Here is an 18,559-nt window from a genome sequence, read left to right on the forward strand (position 1 = left end):
CAGTCCGGATTATCCGCAAAGCACTGCACTGCTTGCCGGATCGAGCGCAATCAGACCGGACAGAAGTAAATCCATCTCGGGCTGAAGTCGTGATTTATCGGTTTCACTGCGTGTGGCTTTCATGCGCAGCAGTCTGAGGCGACGCGATTTCACTTCAAACAGCAGTGCCGGTGTCCACTGCGTGAGGGTGATTGACTGTGCGGCACTGTCGAGCTCACCCAGCAAATGCAGCGCCAGTTCATTTTTGCCCTTCTGCTCGGCTATGCGGGCCATCAGCAGGCGCAGCAGCCATTTGTCTTTTGTAGAGTCGCAACCAGGACGGGTCTGGAGCCAGTGAAGTGTGGCATCCAGACCGTCAGTGTCCGCTTTATCCAGCGCTTCCGGCTCGAGGAGCAGGATATCGTTATCTGTCTCACCAGCAGCACTGACCGGCTCATCCCGCCAGTTGGACAAATCGTCCAGCACGCTCTGATTTATCCAGTTAAGCGTGACCTCATCGGCAAACGGCGTTCCGTCATTAAAGGCCAGCGTTTCAAGTCCTGTGAGACGGCTCAGCAGCCCTTTCAGATCGGCGATGATGATATCGGCCAGCACATCGTCCCCCAATTTCACCAGAGCCTGGTGGATATACCACTGCAAATCCAGCCAGAGGTGATTAGCGCCACGCGAGAAGGTGCTGTCCGCCTGCTCCAGTATCTCCAGCCAGCTCTGTTGCAGGTACAACCGTTTAAGCATGGCCCGCTGGTCAGCCCGCGGTGGTTCGATACGTGTTTTCCCTTCGGCATCCGGTGCAGGGATCGCTCTCAGCGTGTCATGGCGCAAGCTTTTCATCAGCCGATGTGCGGCTAGCCAGCCATCAGGCTGCTCGCGCAGATATCCCGTCAGGGTACGGGCCTGGGCCAGCAAATCCTGACCGGAGGTGATGCGGTTCAGAACCGGCGTATCTGACTCGGTCGCATGCGTAAAGGGCTGTGACTGCGCCTTATTCCCTGCGTTCTGCGGTACCACGGCATCCACACCACCTGCCTTCATCAGGCGAGACTCCAGCCCGCTGTACAGGGCATTCAGCTCTGGCCGCGATGCTTCCGGCTCGGTCTCCAGACGGGTACTGATGAGCAGCAAGGCCCCGGCGGTACGCTGTGCATCCTCGCGTATGACTTCCGGGAACAGTGACAGACTGTCCAGGACACGGCTACCGGCAAGCCATTCCAGTGCAGCCTTGCGGCTTCGGTCCCGCTGCGGATGAAGCTGCATGCCGTAGCGCTGCAATAATCCGGCAAGCAGTTCAAGCCCTTCGGCAAAGCCAGCTTCGCCATCCTGGTGCAGTCGCGCCCAGCAGTAATAGGTCGCAATACGGATGTCTTTGGCCGTGGTGGTCAGTAACTTTTCAGCAAGCGTGCATATCAGTTCAGTATCAATCCCGGAGAGCTTATTAACCTCTTCGCGGATACGCTGAAAATCATCGTCATATCCCGGGTCTTCCCCTGTCGGACAGGCTACGCTTACCGGAGCAAGCCAGGGCTGCCAGTTATCCGTGCGCGTCTGCGCCTGTTCACGCAGCTGAGCATCGTCAGCCTGACAGGCGGTAACCAAATTCTGCAATGTGCTCATTATTCGACGCCCTCCATGTCATTGTTTTCCGTATTAGTCATCAGCGCCTGAGCGGTGGCCGCGCTGTCGACACTGAATATGTGATCCGGCAGCGTGAAACCACGCAGATCCAACAGCGCCAGCGGGCCTTTTCCGAGTTGTGAGCGCAGCACCCACTGCAGGGTGCGACCATCCGGTGCAGTAAAGCTCATCATCCACTGGCTGCGGTCAAGCTGCTGACGCTTGCTCAAGTCCAGCCAGCGGATAAAGCCCCAGGTCCCGCTGTAATCCCCGAACAGGCGCGCACCGGCGTTGACCGTGGTCCATGTCAGCATCGTTCCCGGCTTGTAAGTCTCTCCCGGCCAGCGGAAGCTTTGCCAGTCGGCCATCTGGTTGAAGTAGTGCAGCTTTTGTCCATCAATGGTTAGCTGCGTCTCCACCACCTGTGGCACAGGACGCGCCTGCAGCTCAAAGCTGATGCCCTGACTGCCATCGGTGAAAAGGATGTCTGACAGCTGGCTCAGCTGGTTAATGGCCCGCAGGAAGGCCGGGTTAAAGTTCAGCCCCTGGCTGTTGACCTTATCCGGTACCCACTGGCTACCCTCTTTGTGCAACACACCGTTGAGCTCTGTCGACAAGAAGCGCTCTATCCGTCCACTGTCCTTACGCACAAATTCAGCCAGCATCGGTAAAGAGGCATCGCTTTTGCTGGCAGCAAACGGGAAACGACCGTCAAAGGCAGTTTGCCAGTTCGCGACAACCGAACGGCTCCATTTGTCATTCAGACTGGCTGCCGACGGCTGAAGTACGGTCTCCCAGGCCTGGGTCAGCGGCTGCACAAACATAGTGCTGCCAAACCCGCTCCACTCTTCGCCAAGACTTGCCGAAATCAGGCTGCCGTATTGCTGAGTGTCGGTGAGGTCCACGCTTTTGCCCTGGAATACGGTCTGTGCCAGGGTCTGCATCATTGCCTGCGGGTCAGAAGCGCTGGCCACCTGCTGCAGTCGCAGACGCACGCGGGTGATACGGGTCAGATACGTCTGCAGACTCAGGGAGTTGTCCGCCGACATGACGTTACCACCTTTGTTTTTACCCAGAAGCTGTAGCAGCGGGCCAAAGGTATCGTCCAGCGGCCCCTGCGGCCCTGACGCAGACTGATCAATGGCAGGTTTATCTTTTCCACCGACGAGATCTTTAGCCGATTTGATGATGGAGTCCGAAAGACCTTCGCTTTGCTGACCTGTCTGTCCCTGCCAGGCGAGGGTATTCATCAGGGCAATCAGTGGCGACTGGCGGACATCGCTCATCAGCGTCAACTGGTCGGTAACGTCCGCAATATTGTTTGCCGGGTTCCAGTGCAGGCTGTTAAGGAAATTCAACCAGCTGCCGGCAAAGTCAATGAAATAACGCTCTGTCAGGCGTGCTTTGAGCGCTTCCGGCGACAGATCCGCCGATACGGCTTTACGGGAATCACTCAGCACCCAGTCAATTTCATCCCGGCGGGAATTTGCAGCCTTTTCGATAGCCTGCTGAATGCCACCTTCCCAGGCCTGGCGGGTGAACATGCCCGGCACGACCTCCTCGGTAGTAAAAAGTCGACGCGCATCGGTACCGCTGGTCATGTCCTCCAGGGAGACATCGGCGAAGTTACGACGCACTGACTTGAGCATATTTTCATACAGTGTGCTTTCAGCGTTACGACGCCCGATTTGCTGCAGCAGCAGCTGGCGACTCTGGCTGACCAGCTGCGCATCCGGTGTGATTTTCCACTGTGGCTGCTTAGGCAGTTCGGTAATGTAGAAGGCCCACAAATCCGGCGCCAGGCTTTGCCACAGACCGGTAGAAATACCCATTCGTGTCGGCTGCACGGTTTTCAGGGTCTGCGCATAAAACGCGCCGTCGACTTTATCCGGACGGGCCATCATCAGCCAGGCTTTAAGCTGGTCATAACCTGGCTTCGCCAGCTGTGCACGCTGGTCGCTGTTGGGGGCAGAGTTTGCCAATGCGCTGAGTTTTTGTGTCAGCGCCTGATTCGCCGGGTCGCGTATCAGGCGGTTGTTTGCCACGCCGTACCAGGGCAGCAACGCATCGAGCAGCTGCTGGTTATGGTCCAGACCGAAGCGCTGGTACCAGGGCGCTCCATCCTGAATACGGTGCTGCAGGCGGCCAGCGTCATTACGCAGGGTATGCAGAGCCGTGAGCTGGTAATCCGATACGGAAGGATGCTCCACCAGCGCATGCGCCTGCTCGGCAACAGAGACTATCTGCATGCGGTTGACCGCGAACGACAGCAGTGTACCCGCTCCCCAGATACCGATGATGGTCATCAGCGTCCAGGCCAGCGTCTGTTCCCAGGCCATACCGACACGGCGGCCACGCACACGGATGCAGTCATCAACGATACCCTGCCATGTTGCGGGCAGGGCAAGGGCATGGCGTTGTGATTCGGGGATATATTTCTCAGGTTCGGCTGTCCCATCAGTAGTATGAACAGGGTAACTGTCCGGCAGGCTGAACATCAGACCACGCAACGGAACACGCTGCTGAGAGGCAGCCAACCATGGCAACAGTTGTTGAGTCCAGCGGACGATACCGCCGTCTTTGAGGTACTGGCCCAGACGCAGCAGGAAATCGTGGCCGTTGTTCTCAGCGACCTGACTCACGCCCTGTGTTCGCAGGGCAGGCAACATCAGCTCAAGCTGGCGGGTAATATCGTCAGGCCTGGCACGCAGTGGGAAACTGGCCCCTACCGTCTGTTCAGTGCGTTTTGCCTGCGACCACTTGCTGTCACACAACTGCCACAGCCAGACCGGCGTGGAATAACGGAGCAGCTCACTGATTTTTTCCAGTCCGCGTAAATCGTTATCACTAATCTGAGGGGTGAGATTAAGCGACCGCGGCATGACGCGTACAATACCGTCAAGTGGACGACCGCGGCGCAGTTTACGCAGCGCTGCGTATTTTTCCTTATCGGGCTCAGCAGTCAGACTGCCGCCGTAAATCAGAACGGTACGGTTACCTTCAAGCCACTGGTTTTCCTGCAGGCCAGGTACCAGCAGTTCGATTGTTGCCTCATCGCCAGTGATTAACAGCAGACGGGTTTTACGACGCCAGCAAAGGCCAATACGGGAGCGGAGATGTCCCCGGATCTTGTTACACATGGCCACCGCAGGGTGAACAGGCGCTTTATCATTTTCCCGCTTCTTTTTCTCATCATCACCGTTGGTGTTGTCGACAAGCGCATTAAACTCCTGTTTGCCGGCATTGCGTACCGCCGCCAGAAGCACTACGGATACGATAAGGGCGCAGCCTGAAATACATCCGCCGGCAATAAGCCAGTAAATTTGTTGCTGACTTCCGTTTTCAATCCCGGCTATATCCGGATGCTTCCAGAGCATGAACGTCATAACGGCTAACAGCAAAAAGAAAATCAATGCAACAGCAACATAGCGGCCTTCCGTAGTCTTCGGTGCTAAAGGTAGCTTCACGGATCCATCTCCTGTCGGGAAGCAATCGGGGTAACGAGCGTGCTCCAAAGCACATTCTGTGTGGTATCACCGCAGATAATCATCTGTGGCGACTGAGTTTGTCGGGCGATTTCGGTGGCGGCAGCAATAGCCAGCCAGGGGGCCGCGGCGCCGGCATGTCCCATGGATATATCGAGCGAAACGACTGCTTCGTCCTCTACAGACTGTGCAGGGTGTGCATTCTGGCACTCGATAACTTCTGCGCGCTGCTCACCCGTCAGCCCGGCAAGCCATAAATTTTTTACGATGTTTTCTTTGAGCGGGACGTTCCAGGCGGCCATTTTCATCCCCTCACTCAGTTCGCCTGATGGAGCAGCATCTGGCCGATGCAGCAGCGCGAGAGGTTCGAGTGCCTCCTGCGTCAGGCGGTTGCCAAGAAGCAGAGCAACGGCAGCTTCAGCAGTATTGTTTGAAACAACCGGATCAGTCTGGAGGCCTACAATCAATAACATCGCATCATCTTTAATGCGGTGATCCAACCAGTGGTTGACTACCCCCGGCCCATTGCTGTCTGTGTACTCAAGCGCGCAGGTTATGCCACTCTCCTGCCAGGCTTCCTGCCAGATATTTCTGACAGCAGGGAGCGGTAGAGATGACGAGACATCGAGGATGACAACAAGCGAAGCGTTCTCAGGAAACTGGTGAACTGGAAGATCGGCAATAAGCTCGGAGAACAAACGTGAGATAACCAATCCAGGAGTATCTTCTGGTTCTGCCGTAATACGGCTCAGCCTCCTGCTTTTCTCGCCTTTCCAGTCCGACTGCGAAATGATAATGCTGTGATTATTGATCATATCATTAGCGACAGAACGCTGTTCGTCTTCCTGATGGGCTGTAATAAATGTCGTATTCAACACCTGAAGCGCACGACGAGCCCTACGGGTCTCACTCAAGATCCATTGCTCTCGACGCCGGTCAAAACCATTCGCTTTACTGTCCTGTAATGACCAGGTCCACATGCGAATAGTGAAACACACAATCCACACAACTAATGGTGTGCCAATGGCCCACATCCAGAAGTGACTGTTATCGATGTATCGTCCGAATATGCGCATAAGAATCACGCTGATGACCAGCATCGCAACCAATACGGCAAGCCAACGGGATATTTTAGGTGGAACTTGCCGGGGATAACATTTCGGAAGATCTTTCAGGGAATACGACATTCACATTCTCATGCTTTAAAATTTACGAATTTTAACTAAGGCTAGTCACCATCAAATGAAATGCTCTCAAGCAATTTCAATGTATCTTTAGATAGATCTTCACCTTTATTATCCGAAGAATTAACACCAGAACCACATAGGGCATTATTTTTATGTATCAAACAAAAATAAATACTCTGGCCTAGCGTCCCATCTTTAAGTTTCGCCATGGCATTAACAGCCATAAAACCAGATGCATCTTTGCTTTTAACTTGAAATAGAGATAGATGATTTGCCTTCCCATTTTTCACATATGTATCATCCGGAATTGATTTCCATACCTTATTTTTGTAGTCATAAACAATTTTATTATCAGCGGCACTAACACTTACCCCCATGTTGTTAACTTGCTGTACATCATATCCTGCTTCAAATGCTTCACCAGAATACAGGCAAGTCCACTCCGATATTGGTGATTTTTTTTGGAAGTACTCATCATCAGACAATGCGAGGTATTTAAAATCACTAAAATGCATATTGCATGCATCAAAATTGGATGACGAAGAAATATCTGCGTTAGAATCTGATGTCAACGCTCTAGTTACTGAGGCACCTTCCACTTTAGCAACTGGTGCTGAAGCCATAGCGAAGGAACTAACGCTAAGGAAAACTGATATATATAGCAATTTCATAACTTTTACTTCCTATGTTTATATCCTTCCGGGAAGTTCAAAACCAAATTTCCAGAAGCATTCGGGAATTTATTTTCCGTTAAAATAGCAAGGGCAACTCCGTAGGCACAACATCTCGAGTCGAATCCGTTTAGTGAGTGATGGTAAAGCGAACCAATTCTACCAGGCAAATTAACTGCGGCACTTGCTTCCCAAAAACTAGGGCTTCGGTAGTAATACTTTGTTCCAAGATTTGTATTAACGGAAACTCTCTCTAAAACATGCTCCTCATCAGCATATTTTGCCATCTTATTTTTCACCCAATAAAACCCCGCACTATCTGCAGCTAGTGTGCTATGTGAATCACTAACAGCATTTCTTAGCTCTATAAATTCTGTTGTAAGCGTAGGGAAATGGCGATCTTGCAGTGTAGCATTGGATCTATTCGCAGGAGGTTGTGCTGCAATTGATGCATATGCATCAACCAAACTCTGTTTTAATTGCTCTTCAACTGTTCTACCAATATATTTAAAATAGTTAAGGTAGTTTTCTGGGTTAGTTAATTGCAAAAAGCCACGCCCGTACCATGGGGCGTACCAGAGGTTACTGCCGTTCCCCTCATGAAGCGTACTCAACCACCCAGTTTCTTGTATTGCATTACCTAAAAAACAAGAAACTCTAAATGGAGTATTAATACAATACTTTCTCATGGAGGAGTTTAGATTTGAAATCTGGCTGCTCAAAATCGAGCCCGATGTTCTTAAGCTTGTGTTAACAGCTTCCCAGGCAAACCGATTTCTGCCTGATTGGCGTAGAGCGTGGCTAGGTACTATTTGTTTCATTTCAGAGAAGCTTAACCACCCACAATTTCTAAAATGGTTAATTATTGCCTTTGGCTCAAAATGCCACAAACTTCCGCTGCTAAGTTCCCCAATGTCGAAACACAATGCTTCGGCATGAGCCTTGAATTTTGCATAATCTTCTTCCGTCATCGGGTCATGCTCTTCACTTCCCGTTTTCAGCCACGAGAAGCGGGTGTCGATCGTACTTTTTTCCCATTCAAACGGGAAATGACAGATTAGCTTTCCGCACTGGTTATCGAACTCACCATCTTCCTGCAGCTTCTTGATAATGGCTGAATTACACTGACTATCGCTATCACTAGCGTCATCAACCATCTGCCAGCCTGTCCAATGCGGAAAGTCAGCGTCACTAAACTTTTTAATACTAGGATCGGCTAGATTGACTACCCCCTTTCCCCCCGGGTAATTGACCGTCATCCATAATGGCGCATCTGCCGGTACCAGTGTTTCATGGTCTGTATTGATCACCCGCCCAAAGCGAAGTAATTCGAACCCGGCACTCGGGCTTTCCTTATAATTCCGCATCGCGGTTTTATAGAGATTGTATTCGTAGTCATTGCCATCAGCATTAACCAGTGGCTCGCCCAGCAGATCATATTTCCCGTCAACCTGCGTATTTTTCTGCCGCGTTACCATCGTGCAGTTGCCTTGGGCCAGAGTCATGCTGGCATACAGAGGCGCATTGCTGGTATAGAGCTCAGAAAGTCCGGTGATAGACGTGCTGTTATCTGCAGGGGCCTTGTCATAAAACTTTGTCTGCGGAGGCAGATAAAAGTGAATATCACCGTAAACCGCATCAGTGCGGCCATTCTTCGAAATATCCAGCTCTCCTGATTTCCTGCCCGTCAGCTTGCTGATGTTGTCATCATCGCAGAAAATCTGGAAATGGAAAGCATTGACTCCATCCACCATGCCCGGAAGGCCTAACGGATCCTTACGGTAAACTTTCTCACCGGCTTTAACAGTTTCAGCCAGCGACTTCAGGTGCATGTATAGGGAGTAGAAAGCCACTTTTGCTACATCACCGCTACCGATCTCGGTTTCATGCTTTATCAGCACATAACCATCATCACTCCCCTTTGTATTGGGTTTATCGGCGTTGATGTTAAATGGTGCCTGATCGCGCTTGTCTGAGCTTTTGCGGAGTGAAACGACGGTACCATCTGCTATCGCCCGCACGCTCTCAGCAGGTCTCCCTTCGTCAGTCTGACGTATATGTATTCCGCCATGCCACGAACCATAATCGTTAACCGGATACCCACGGCGGTCAACTACGGTCATGACTCTTTCAATCCAGGCCGCATCAGTTTCATGGGCATCTTTCGCTTTCAGAAGCGGTGGGCTGATAATCATAAACTGACTCCTTGTCAGGAAAAGCTGAATTTACTGGAAGGTTCTGTGGTTTCAGGAGCCACATTCGGGAAGTCTTCTGGCTTGCTAGCCTTTTCTTTTCGTCCGTAATGCCCGGCTTTAGTCCGGTACTCCCCCTGTGTGGCAGATTCAATGCCATTGGCATCGAGGGTGATATAGCTTCCACCCCCGTTGATCGTGACCTGCTTCTTGGCAATAATCTCGATACGATCTTCGGTACTGACGACGCTGATTTCTCCACGAGCGATGAGCTCCATCAGGTCATTCTGTGCCTGGATTCTCACCGGTCCCTGGTTCGCGATGAGCTTGATCCCCAGCTTACGAACAAAAACGCTCAGGGCATTGCCCACCCCGATGAACAGATTTTTCACCACGCTGACATCAGCATTTTTACCGGCCGTGGCTATCAGGTTCTGCCCGGCTGATACCTGCAGATGTTGTCCGCTGGTCAGTGCCATTCCATCCGGCGCGCTGAGCAGCAGCACTGATTTTTTGAGGTCTGTCAGCTGCTGTTCCAGCAGTTTGATTTGCGCCTGGAGATCGGCCGGGTTCGCGGTCGCCTTCTGCGCATCACCGGAGATGGACGTCATCTGCTCCCGGGCATCACCCAGATTGCTGACCGCTGGCTGCATCTCCAGCACCTGGCCCTGTGCTTTCGTCTGGCCATCAGCGCTGATGAACATCCCTTTCTGTGCCCGGATGGCTCCCCAGCTGTCCGTTCTGAGCTCAAACCCCTCACCGCGCTGCTGTTTCTCGCTGTCGACCAGGTGGCCGAGGTTCAGCTGGCTCTTGCCGCCGTACTCCGTGCTGACCTTGATGTGCTCTTTTCCGCGCTCGTCATCGAGGCGGATTTTGTTGTTCGCCGGGGTACGCAGGACGTTACGTTTGTAGTTGCGGATGGTGACGTGGTCGCCGTGCGCCGAGTCGTGCAGTACGCCGGCAATGTACGGCCGGTCCGGGTTACCGTCCTCAAAGCCAATCGCCACTTCGGTGCCCGCCAGCAGCGGCAGGTGCAGGCCATAGGTGTCCCCTGCATAAGGGCGTGACTGGCGCACCCACAGGCTCTCGAAGCCGGTTTCCCAGTTATCACGGTCAAACAGCATGTTGACGCGGTAACGACCGTCTTTATCGATATGCCCGTAGGTGTCATTTTCGGTGGTGCTGGTGACGCGGGCCGGTAAGGTGCCAGCCATCACCGGGCGTGAGCCAGGTTCCGGGCGGAAACCAAAATCGGTGCTGTCCGGAATGCCGTCAAAATCAACCGCAAAGTCCTTATCACGGCGGGCATATGTGTGCATCGCCGTGATGACCACGCCCTGCGCAAACACGTCCGCCACTTCATACCCGCCGGTGACTTTCAGTACCTGACCCGGTGAGAGGGTCGGACAGCTGGTGATGCCCTGCGCCCGGGTCTGACCATTCAGGTAGCGTTCGTGACGAAGGCGGGCATAAAACGCCCCGGACTCCGGGGCCGGATTACGGTCATAGATGCTGCCCGGCGTCAGGTAGTTATCCGCCCAGTGATAGGCATCACCGTATGTGGTGACATCCCCGCGGGTCGCATCCACCAGGGTGTTCATGTCCTGCGTGGCCTGACGGTAGTTGTAGTCCCGGGTGCTGACCTGCTTCTGCACCACGTTGTGATGGCATTCCATTCCCCAGACCGAATCCACGCCTTTTGAATGCTGGCCCGATGGCGGTACCGACGGCAGCGTCAGACCTTTTTCATACCCCTGCTGGCTGTCGTAAAACTCCACCACGTCAATGTTGAGGCGCGTGTCGGTGGTGAAGCGAAACCAGATACCGACCTCACCCAGCAGGCGGATGATAAAGTGCAGGTCGTCCTCACCGTACTGCATCACCTGTTCACGGCGCGGGTATTCTTTTGACAGCGAGAACAGAAAATCCTGACCGCGCATACCGTGGCGCTCGCGCAGGATTTTTTCCACGATTTGCGGAACCGACATGTCCTGGTAAATGGCGTTCTGGTGCGAGCGGTCGAGCAGCGCCAGACGTGGCCGGAGCGTCAGGGCGTAGCGGGTTTCATCTTTTGACGTGCTGAGGCGTTCAAAACCGGTCACCACGCCCTGAAGGGTGCGCACCGGTTGCTGCACTTTAATGCCGTAACCCTGGTCTACCGGGGCCTGCAGCGTCAGCGAACCGGGCTTCATCAGCATAGACTCTCTGGCGATAGCGTGGTCACTGCTGGTGAATTCAATACGGTAGCGGAACGGCGTGCTCAGGGCTTCATCGCCTTCAAACGCCAGCACGTCGAGCGCGGACCCACAGTCTTTCACCGCCAGCAGGTGGTGGCTATGACTGTATCTTAATGGAGGATTATTACTCATGCGTCCACTCCCTGTTTCACATCAAATTCCAGCCCGATCCCCTCTCCCTCACTCCAGCTAAAGCGTAATGACTGTGGTTTCAGTTTTGCGGCCATATGGGTCAACAGTTGCTGACTGAGCACCGGCAGAATTTGCTGATTGAGCAGGCTATCGACGTTACGCGCACCGGTATCTGGCAGCAGGCAGGCTGAAGTCAGCGCATCATAAAGACTTTCATCAATCTGCGTGCTCAGGCCGTAGTGTCGATGCAGGCGCTTGCTGACCTGTGAGAGTTTCATTTCCACGATGGTACGCATGGCTGCTTCCGAGAGGGGGCGGTAAATCACGGTCTGGAAGCGGGCCAGCAGCGCTGGCTGGAAGTGATCGCGCAGTATCGGACGCAGCAGCTCGTGAAGATCGCCTTCGCTGGCCTCCGGCTGTTCGTCAAGCAGCTGCATCAGGTGGTCGCTGCCGAGATTCGAGGTCATCAGAATGACGGTGTTGCGGAAGTCGATTTCACGTCCTTCGCCGTCGCGCATAAAGCCGCGGTCAAAGACCTGATAGAACAGGTTCATCACGTCGCGGTGGGCTTTTTCGACTTCATCGAGCAAAACCACACTATACGGGCGCTTGCGCACGGCTTCGGTCAGGATCCCTCCCTGGCCATAACCGACGTAACCCGGAGGTGAGCCCTTCAACTGGGAAACCGTATGCGGCTCCTGGTATTCGGAGAGGTTAATCGTAATGAGTGACCTCTCACCGCCGTACATGACATCGGCCAGCGCAAGCGCGGTTTCGGTTTTCCCCACCCCGCTCGGTCCCACCAGCAGGAATACGCCCTGCGGGCCATTCTCTGAGGTGAGACCCGTTTTTGCCGCACGCAGACGCTGGGCGATGGCCTCGAGCGCCACATCCTGCCCGACCACACGTTTACCCATTTCATTTTCCAGGGTCAGCAGTTCGGTCTGCTCATCTTTCATCAGCGATGACAGCGGAACGCCTGTCCAGTCAGCAATCACGTTGGCAACGGTGCGTACGTCAACATCCAGAGAGAGCAGCGGGTTGCTGTGCTGCATGCCGTTCAGTTCCTGCTGCAGCGTGCGCGTCTCGCTTTGACGGGAGATGTCCTGGCGGCTTTCCAGCAGTTGTTCGGTGAGTTTCAGTTCCTGCCTGTACTGCGTTTCAAGCTCGTCGAGAGCAACGATAAGAGCGTTCTCTTCCTGCTCAATGACGGTCAGGCGTTCACCATGGCTCTGATTGCCGACAGCAATATCTTCCAGCAGCGCCTGCTTCTCCATTTCAAGAGAGGTAATCTGCGAGCGAATGCAGGTCAGCTGTTCCGGTACCGTGTCGAGGCTCATTCGGACGCGCGCTGCGGCGGTGTCGAGCAGATCAACCGCCTTATCCGGCAACTGGCGGCCCGTGAGGTAGCGGCGGGAAAGCGTAACAGCAGCGCGCACCGCATCGTCGGTAATGTGCACGTTATGGTGCTCGGCGTAACGGGATTTCAGACCACGGAGCATCAGACAGGCGGTGTCATCGTCAGGCTCATCGACTTTTACCATCTGGAAACGACGCTCCAGGGCCGCGTCGCGTTCGAAGTACTGCTTGTACTCGCTCCAGGTTGTGGCCGCAATCGTACGCAGTTCGCCACGCGCCAGCGCCGGTTTTAGCAGGTTCGCTGCATCGGCGCCTCCCGCCTGGTTGCCCGCGCCGATGATGGTATGTGCTTCATCAATAAATAGCAGGACCGGGGACGGGGATTGCTGCACCGCATCGATGACGTTTTTCAGCCGCTGTTCGAACTCGCCTTTCACGCCTGCACCGGCCTGCAGCAGGCCCAGGTCAAGGGTACGCAGAGTGACCGTTTTCAGTGATTCAGGCACATTACCCTCGGCAATACGCAATGCCAGACCTTCAACCAGTGCGGTTTTCCCTACGCCCGGCTCACCGACCAGAATCGGGTTGTTTTTGCGGCGACGAGAGAGGATATCCACCATCTGACGGATTTCTGTGTCACGGCCAAACACCGGATCGATCTTCCCTTCCTTCGCTTTGGCGGTGACATCGAGGGTGAATTTATCCAGCGTGTTCTGCAGCGCAGGGCTCAGTTCCCCCTCTTTCATTTCCACACCAGCCGGACGCCCGACAAACTCCACCTCACCACCGTGGTTCTGTGCCAACTCGGCTTCGCGCTGCATTTCCGGACGCTCATCCGATTGCGCATCCAGCAACGGTCGCAGGCGCTCCAGCTGGCTCTGAGCAAGCGTTAACAACGGCCAAAGGCCGTCACAACGTGCCAGTTTTGGTTTTTCAACCAGGGCCATCAGCAGATGGATGCTGCGAATGTGCTCTTCGCCATTAAGTGAGGCAAGTAGCCAGGCTTGCTGCATCAGAGTCTGGATGTCATCAGAGAGCTGGGGCCGATGGCGCACGGAGCGAGGTTGTCTGTCGAGCCAGCCAAGTAAATCCTGCCAGATGCCATCCATATCCCATTCATAGCGACGCGCCAACACGGTCAGGTCACCTTCCCCTTGCTCCAGCAGCTTCAGCAGCCAGTGCTCCGGCAGAATTTCGGCATGGGCACGGGTCTGACAGAGCGAAGCTGCGCCTTCCATCGCTCGGGCACAGTAAGGGTTCAGACGACGTAACAGGATGGCTGGATTTTCCATGAGATTCTCTCTTTGTCGGTTCCTGGACACGCTACCGCCCCTCGCTGTTCACCAAAGCGCATAAGGTCAGGCAGGCAGATTGTTTTTTCTTTGCTGAGTGCCCGCATCTCAGGCACTCAGCAAAAAACTGCGGACAGGAAAACCTGCCCGCATCAGGATTACGCCGTGGCGCGTTCGTTCCAGGAATCGGAATGAATGATGTTGCCGTCTTTGTAGGTCCAGGTGATTTTTTCGTAACGCAGTTCAACGCGCTCAAGGTGGTTGTGCTTCTCTTTAGAAGGATCCTTGATGTCATACATTTCAGGATTCACTTTCACTACCTTCACGTTTTCCAGTTTGGTGTTGAAGTACTCCACTTCCTGGCCCGCGTCGTTGATTTTGTACCACTTGAATTCAGCGGATTTCAGGGTCTGACCGGTTGTCACCGCCTTGTACAGATACGGGCTGGAGGAATCGATTTCCTTCGTGAACAGGAACGGCGTGTGGATACGGGTGCCGGTCAGCTTGCCGGTGTTGTTGTCGGTTGGGATGTACAGGTTATGCTCCTGTGCAACCACTTCGATGCTGCCTTCACGATCCTGAACGTCAACAGACCCTTTGATGTCCGCGCCGCCGTCGTCCTTCAGCCAAAGATAAACAGGAATTGCCATGGAATTACTCTCCATTGTGTAGTGAAGCGCCATCATCCTGCGATGGCGCCGGGTGTTTGCCGGGTATCTGACAGGCGTTGGCCTGCGGTACCAGACTGATTTCGACACGGCGGTTGAGCGCACGCCCTTCCAGGGTGTCGTTGGTTGCGACAGGACGGCTTTCGCCATAGCCCTGCACCGCAAAACAGCTTTCGGGCACGTCGCCCGTGTCCCGCATCCAGTTGCGCACCGCTTCGGCGCGTTTCAGAGACAGCGTCTGGTTCAGCTGCGGATTGCCGGTGTTATCGGTATGCCCAGACACGACAATCAGCCAGCCCGGTTTCGCTTTGATGCCAACCAGTGAATTCACCAGCATCCTGGTGGAACCCGCTTTCAGCACGGACTTGCCGGAATCGAACAGCGACATGCTGTCGAGCCTCACTATTTTCGGTGCTGGTTTTGGGGTTGGCTGCGGTTTAGGAGGCGGCGGCATATACGAGCGGATCGCTTCCAGTAGGGATATCCGTAGACGTTCCCCTTGATAAAGCCCCAGGCCCAGCCGGACCGGTACGCCGTTACGTGCATAGTCATCCAGCAACGCAGAATTCTCACGAAGGGCCGCAACGGCGCTAGCTTTCGGGCCGTAGTCATCCGTGGAGAGACTGTCGTAACGGGCTATATCGAAGCTCACGCGATGCAGCAACTGGCGATTGTTCCAGCCACTGCTGAGCAGCGCGGCGATGGCCGCCAGGGTGAAAAGACCAAGGGCACAGCGCCAGGTGCGGGCGCGGGGAGTAAGTCCACTTCCTTCCGGTAGCAGCGGCAGGATGAAATCCGGTAAGGGTGAGATCACCGTGCTGTCCGTCCCTATCGGTTGCCAGCCGGCTACCTGCTGCATGGCAGTATGACGCGATAACCATGCCGTCCAGGCAGAGGACGCAAGGCTTCCGGCAAGAATCGGTCCCATTCCCCACAGCTGCGCTGCAGGTGCAATGACCGGAATATCAGGATTCTCATCGATGAATACCGCCTGGACATGCTGATGGAACCAGCTCATCAGGCTGTTCATCAGCACCTGCTGCTGCATCACAGGCGCACCGCCAGTGGTGACCCACGCGGCGATCGAACAAGGCGCATTCGACTCACGCCAGACAGTCCACCCTTCACCCGGAATAGCGGCCTGCCAGAGCATGTCATCCGTCATCGCGCTGCCAATCTGACCATTCAGAATGAGTGGCACAGACTGTCCCGTTTCTTTACGCAACTGGCTGATTTGCCAGCGCAGAGCCAGCAGACGACTTGTCAGGGCTTCGCTGTCGACATGTTTCTGCGGGCAGACACTGACCATCACCGACAGCTGACGCCCCCAGTCCGGGCGCTGCCACAGAATCTGACGGGCAACCTGCTCCAGATCCTGATGGTCCTCAACGCGGATCCAGCATCCCTGCGTGACGATCAGTACTGGTGACTGCTGCGGCCAGGTCAGAGGCATATCGCCACAAACCAACACCACAGGTTGACGGTAAGTGGTTTCAGGAAGGTCATCCAGACGCAGGTTGACGTCATGCTCCGCACGAGGTCTGGCGATATACCAGAACGCGACTATGACCCCGATCATCGCCAGCAGAACGAGCACTGAAGCCAGCCGGGATAACGGCAGAAAAGCCAGGCAGACCACAGCACTCAGCAGGGCAGCCCACAGCGCAAGCCCGCGCTGTTGTACAGGACTCATTTTACGACTCCCGGCAACAGGGTCAGCAGCATCTGATCGAGCCAGCGATCCAGTCCCCACCAGAGTGCGGCAAGAACAATCACGCTCAGGCCGATACGCGCGGGCCATGACGCCAGCCAGCCTCCCGCTCCCCGTCCGCTGCGGCTCTCTGCCAGAACGGGATGGGTCTGCGGGTAGCTGAACGGTGTAACGCGCTCATTGAGGGCGCTGACCAGCTTCTGGCGTTCCGGATCGTTTAGCGCACGAAAATCGCCCAGGAATCCGAGCATCATTACCCGCTGGAAGCAGGTCAGTACGGCATTATCTGGTGCAGGTTCACGCAGCACATCGCGCATCCTGTCACACAAAGTGTCACCCGCGTCCATTGTGCCGAGGAAGTGTCCCTGCAGAGGAATGTCATACCACTGCACACAGGCATCATCCTCTACACCGCGCCCTTTGACTGCCTCATCAAGCAATGCACATTGTGCAGTGAGGATATGCTTACAGCTGGCTTCATCAAGTTCACTCGCTTTCAGTTCACGCTGAACGCGTTCCACATCAGCGATACAGCGTTCCCACAAGACCCGACCTTCGCCTTCCTGAAACTGCGGGCCATAGCGAAGGCTGATGACCTGAAGCCAGGTATCCTGCAGCAGTGCGTCAATATCAACAGACACGACAGCGCCGTGTTTACGTTCACTCATGTTCTCAATACCGCAAAGAGTTCAAGTTCAGGCTCTCCGAGCATGCCCGGGACGTAAAACATACATGTCCCACTCTGGAGCATTTCAGTCGCCAGAGGATGGGAGAGATCGAGACTGAAATACTGATTTTCCAGGCGCAGTGGAATGGCGGCTGGCACATGGCGCAGCGGCGTCAGCGGCACGCCCACGCGGGAAGAGTTGACGATCCCGCGCACATGGTCAGGGCTGCCCACCTTACACTGGCGCGGAAACTGCTCCTGCAGTTGCGCCACCGGAATCGGTGAGCGCACAGAAAGATAGTAATCAGCCCCTTCGCGCAGACGCGGGTCATGCAGGCGAGCCTGCCAGAAGTGCAGCCGTGGGTCATAGTCGAGTGCCAGGGCCACCACGCGTGACGGCAGGCTGGCTTCAAGCAGATCGCCAAGCAAATCAAACAGCGGTGGAAATACCGCATTGAGTTGCTCGTGATGCCAGGCAGGTATGGCGCTCACCTGATGTTCCAGGGAAAAGGTCAGCAGGCTCCCCGCAAGGCGAGAAAGTTCCGGATACAGACGTTCCGGTGGGCTTTGAAGATTACGCTGGAACTGACCCAGCACGGGCTCGGCACTGTTCAGCGCGTTGAGCAGCCAGAACAGTGATACATCTGCCACGGCGAAATCAGCCATGCGCTCATTGCTTTCACGCCGCATTGCCATCAGACGGCACAGTCGCGCACGCAGTTGTGTCAGTAGTTGTTCCAGTTGGGTAACCAGCCAACGGCTCCCCTGGAGGGTCAACAGCGGAGGAAGAAATGTTTCATCCAATAGCCATGTACCCTGCGAGTCTTGCTGCAGGCGGGCGACCGGACAAGTCAGATAATCGCTGTTGTTCTGATGGGCAAAACGCAGCGTCAGTTCAGGCTGCATCACGGCAATCTGACGAGTGTCTTCCCCAAAGGTATTGCGTACATCCCGCCAGCGCTGACGATATCGCACCGGACGCTCGGCCACCTCATCGGGTTTCAGGCAGTTGCCGCCGTTCGCCCGCAGTAGCGGGAGTGCCAGCACCACCGTCACCTCCTGCGATTCGCGTTCAAGCGACAGTACCGGTGGCAGCGAATCAGCATTGTCTGTATCAATCAGCGTACCGTCCTGAAAACGGACATGCAGATGACGGGCCTGAAGACGCCCAAGCCTGAGAGCTTCCGACTCGAAGGTAGCATTTATCACCCCCCACGGGCAGGAGAGGCCCAGCCGGGCAATACATTCAGCAGACCAGGCCGCATACGCGACCTGTTGCTGAAAATGCTGGGGAGCGACCATAATGCCCCTACCCCATAACGGTTGTTCCGTTTTCATCGGCTTCCT

Annotated in this window: 11 protein-coding genes; all 11 read right to left on the reverse strand. The window is 54.9% G+C overall.

Annotation, left to right across the window (positions count from 1 at the left end; genetic code table 11):
* Positions 1-9 precede the first annotated feature (9 nt).
* Positions 10-1,611 carry a type VI secretion system protein TssA gene (gene tssA, locus LJA86_RS11795; RefSeq protein WP_229226197.1) on the reverse strand — a complete coding sequence of 534 codons (1,602 nt, stop codon included), beginning with the start codon at positions 1,609-1,611 and terminating at the stop codon, positions 10-12.
* Positions 1,611-5,078, reverse strand: a complete 3,468-nt coding sequence (locus LJA86_RS11800; protein ID WP_229226198.1) for an ImcF-related family protein — start codon at positions 5,076-5,078, stop codon at positions 1,611-1,613. Before LJA86_RS11800 ends, tssA begins: the two co-directional genes overlap by 1 nt.
* Positions 5,075-6,283, reverse strand: a complete 1,209-nt coding sequence (locus LJA86_RS11805; protein ID WP_229226199.1) for a hypothetical protein — start codon at positions 6,281-6,283, stop codon at positions 5,075-5,077. Before LJA86_RS11805 ends, LJA86_RS11800 begins: the two co-directional genes overlap by 4 nt.
* A gap of 41 nt (positions 6,284-6,324) precedes the next feature.
* Positions 6,325-6,954 (reverse strand): hypothetical protein, encoded by a 630-nt coding sequence (locus LJA86_RS11810; RefSeq protein ID WP_229226200.1) that lies wholly within the window; start codon positions 6,952-6,954, stop codon positions 6,325-6,327.
* Positions 6,955-6,959: 5 nt separating this feature from the next.
* Positions 6,960-9,149, reverse strand: coding sequence for a M23 family metallopeptidase (locus tag LJA86_RS11815; protein ID WP_229226201.1), 2,190 nt, complete (start codon positions 9,147-9,149; stop codon positions 6,960-6,962).
* Positions 9,150-9,163: 14 nt separating this feature from the next.
* Positions 9,164-11,515: a type VI secretion system Vgr family protein gene (locus tag LJA86_RS11820; protein WP_229226202.1), complete on the reverse strand. Its 2,352-nt coding sequence runs from the start codon at positions 11,513-11,515 to the stop codon at positions 9,164-9,166.
* Positions 11,512-14,166 carry a type VI secretion system ATPase TssH gene (gene tssH, locus LJA86_RS11825; RefSeq protein ID WP_229226203.1) on the reverse strand — a complete coding sequence of 885 codons (2,655 nt, stop codon included), beginning with the start codon at positions 14,164-14,166 and terminating at the stop codon, positions 11,512-11,514. Before tssH ends, LJA86_RS11820 begins: the two co-directional genes overlap by 4 nt.
* Positions 14,167-14,324: 158 nt before the next feature.
* Positions 14,325-14,816, reverse strand: coding sequence for a type VI secretion system effector Hcp (hcp, locus tag LJA86_RS11830; RefSeq protein ID WP_023325816.1), 492 nt, complete (start codon positions 14,814-14,816; stop codon positions 14,325-14,327).
* A gap of 4 nt (positions 14,817-14,820) precedes the next feature.
* Complete coding sequence (locus LJA86_RS11835) at positions 14,821-16,527, reverse strand: OmpA family protein (protein WP_045909382.1); 1,707 nt, start codon at positions 16,525-16,527, stop codon at positions 14,821-14,823.
* Positions 16,524-17,213, reverse strand: a complete 690-nt coding sequence (tssL, locus tag LJA86_RS11840) for a type VI secretion system protein TssL, short form (protein ID WP_045909383.1) — start codon at positions 17,211-17,213, stop codon at positions 16,524-16,526. The genes LJA86_RS11835 and tssL overlap by 4 nt, the downstream gene beginning before the upstream one ends.
* Positions 17,210-18,550 carry a type VI secretion system baseplate subunit TssK gene (gene tssK / locus LJA86_RS11845; protein WP_229226204.1) on the reverse strand — a complete coding sequence of 447 codons (1,341 nt, stop codon included), beginning with the start codon at positions 18,548-18,550 and terminating at the stop codon, positions 17,210-17,212. Before tssK ends, tssL begins: the two co-directional genes overlap by 4 nt.
* Positions 18,551-18,559 lie beyond the last annotated feature (9 nt).

Source organism: Enterobacter sp. TCD1-1 (assembly GCF_020567405.1).
In the GTDB taxonomy this organism is placed as follows: Bacteria; Pseudomonadota; Gammaproteobacteria; order Enterobacterales; family Enterobacteriaceae; genus Enterobacter; species Enterobacter quasiroggenkampii.

Coding starts and splice junctions, on each gene's coding strand:
- LJA86_RS11820 (WP_229226202.1), bottom strand. CDS start 11,515: ATGAGTAATAATCCTCCATTAAGATACAGTCATAGCCACCACCTGCTG.
- LJA86_RS11815 (WP_229226201.1), bottom strand. CDS start 9,149: ATGATTATCAGCCCACCGCTTCTGAAAGCGAAAGATGCCCATGAAACT.
- tssH (WP_229226203.1), bottom strand. CDS start 14,166: ATGGAAAATCCAGCCATCCTGTTACGTCGTCTGAACCCTTACTGTGCC.
- tssL (WP_045909383.1), bottom strand. CDS start 17,213: ATGAGTGAACGTAAACACGGCGCTGTCGTGTCTGTTGATATTGACGCA.
- LJA86_RS11835 (WP_045909382.1), bottom strand. CDS start 16,527: ATGAGTCCTGTACAACAGCGCGGGCTTGCGCTGTGGGCTGCCCTGCTG.
- LJA86_RS11805 (WP_229226199.1), bottom strand. CDS start 6,283: ATGTCGTATTCCCTGAAAGATCTTCCGAAATGTTATCCCCGGCAAGTT.
- LJA86_RS11810 (WP_229226200.1), bottom strand. CDS start 6,954: ATGAAATTGCTATATATATCAGTTTTCCTTAGCGTTAGTTCCTTCGCT.
- tssK (WP_229226204.1), bottom strand. CDS start 18,550: ATGAAAACGGAACAACCGTTATGGGGTAGGGGCATTATGGTCGCTCCC.
- tssA (WP_229226197.1), bottom strand. CDS start 1,611: ATGAGCACATTGCAGAATTTGGTTACCGCCTGTCAGGCTGACGATGCT.
- hcp (WP_023325816.1), bottom strand. CDS start 14,816: ATGGCAATTCCTGTTTATCTTTGGCTGAAGGACGACGGCGGCGCGGAC.